The organism is Pseudomonas emilianonis (assembly GCF_023072625.1).
In the GTDB taxonomy this organism is placed as follows: domain Bacteria; phylum Pseudomonadota; class Gammaproteobacteria; order Pseudomonadales; family Pseudomonadaceae; genus Aquipseudomonas; species Aquipseudomonas paraveronii.
Map to the genome: position 1 here is coordinate 1 of NZ_JAKNRV010000648.1, position 1,437 is coordinate 1,437.

3 protein-coding genes are annotated in these 1,437 nt (G+C 61.4%); 1 reads left to right on the forward strand and 2 read right to left on the reverse strand.

Annotated elements, in window-relative coordinates; translation table 11 throughout:
* Window positions 1–238: chromate transporter (locus L9Z73_RS30455; protein WP_247408664.1), on the reverse strand; the 238-nt coding region annotated here is incomplete at its 3' end.
* Window positions 239–391: 153 nt separating this feature from the next.
* Here L9Z73_RS30455 and L9Z73_RS30460 point away from each other — a divergent pair.
* Window positions 392–952 (forward strand): nucleotidyltransferase family protein, encoded by a 561-nt coding sequence (locus L9Z73_RS30460; RefSeq protein ID WP_247408665.1) that lies wholly within the window; start codon window positions 392–394, stop codon window positions 950–952.
* 94 nt (window positions 953–1,046) lie between these two features.
* Here L9Z73_RS30460 and L9Z73_RS30465 read toward each other — a convergent pair.
* Window positions 1,047–1,437, reverse strand: a 391-nt coding sequence (locus L9Z73_RS30465) for an ABC transporter ATP-binding protein (RefSeq protein WP_247408666.1), incomplete at its 5' end; no start/stop codon positions are given.

Genomic DNA, 1,437 nt, shown 5'->3' on the forward strand with positions numbered 1-1,437 from the left:
CCCGCGACAGGCCCAGCGCGATGCCCACCTGGCTGCTGGCCGGGCCGGGCAGGAATTGGCACAGTGCGACCAAATCCCCATAGCTGCGCTCGCTCAGCCAGCGGCGCCGGGTGACGAATTCGTCGCGAAAGTAACCCAGGTGCGCGATGGGGCCGCCGAAGGAGGTGAGCCCCAGGCGCAGAAAAATCAGAAACACCGACCAGGCGCTGGCGGGACGATCAGTGGGAGAGTGGGCCAAGGTGGGTGTCTCGGTGAGGGCAATAGGGGGCGGCGTGTCGAGGCACCTTAGCGAACTTTGATGACGTGAAGAAGGGGCCCCTACGTGAAATCGTCCACTGCGTTGTTGTACTGTTGGCTCCCCAGGATCGGTGTCCATTACAAAGGATTGAACATGACATTGACCGTCGAAACCTTTCTCAAGCTAGCCATGGCCAACCCCATCAACGCCGAGATCACCACCCGCCTGCCCGCTCTCGGTTTGAGCCAGTGCATGCTGACGGCGGGCTGTCTGTTCCAGGCCGTTTGGAATCATCAGTCGAATCTGCCTGCTGATCAGGGGGTGAAGGACTACGACGTTTTTTACTTCGATCCGGACCTTTCCTGGGAGGCTGAAGACGCGGTCATTCGCGCAGCGCAGCGGCTGTTCGAGGATTTGGGCGTTGAAATTGAGGTAAAGAATCAGGCGCGCGTTCACCTTTGGTATGGCCAGCGGTTTGGCAGGCCGTATCCGCAGTTGCGCTCGGCTCGCGACGGGATTGATCGTTACCTGGTGGCCGGGACGTGCATCGGGCTGGATGTGGCGACGGGCGAGGTGTATGCCCCATTTGGTTTGACTGATATGGAGCAGGGCCTTCTCAGGATCAACCCCATCAATCCTGAGCTGGGGTTGTTTGAGCAGAAGGCGCGCAGTTATCAGGCGCGGTGGCCTTGGCTCAGGATTGTCGAGGGTTAGCGATGCGCGCGCGGTGGTTCGGCAGGTGCTGCGCGGTGATCTTATCTCAGCCTCGCTGGGGCTCGACAGCGCCCACATTTGAACGGTGTTGTATTTAAGCGCGCAGCCGCAGAATCTGCGCCCCGTCAAACGGGTCTGTCAGGTAGTGCGCCTGCACCCCGAACGTGTCCTGCAGCCGCTGCGGTGTCAGCACTTCCAGTGGCTTGCCCAGCGCCACCAAGCTCCCGCGCTCCAGCACGGCCAGGCGATCACAGGTCAGCGCCTGGTTGAGATCGTGCAAGGCGATTAAGGTTGTGACTGGCAACGCCTGCACCCCCTTCAAAATCGCCAGTTGATGCTGGATATCCAGGTGATTGGTCGGCTCATCCAACAACAGAATCTGCGGCCGTTGCGCCAGGGCCCGGGCGATGTGTACGCGTTGGCGTTCACCGCCGGAGAGGCTGCGCCAGGCGCGGTTGCTCAAGTGGGTGGCGTCCACGTCGTGC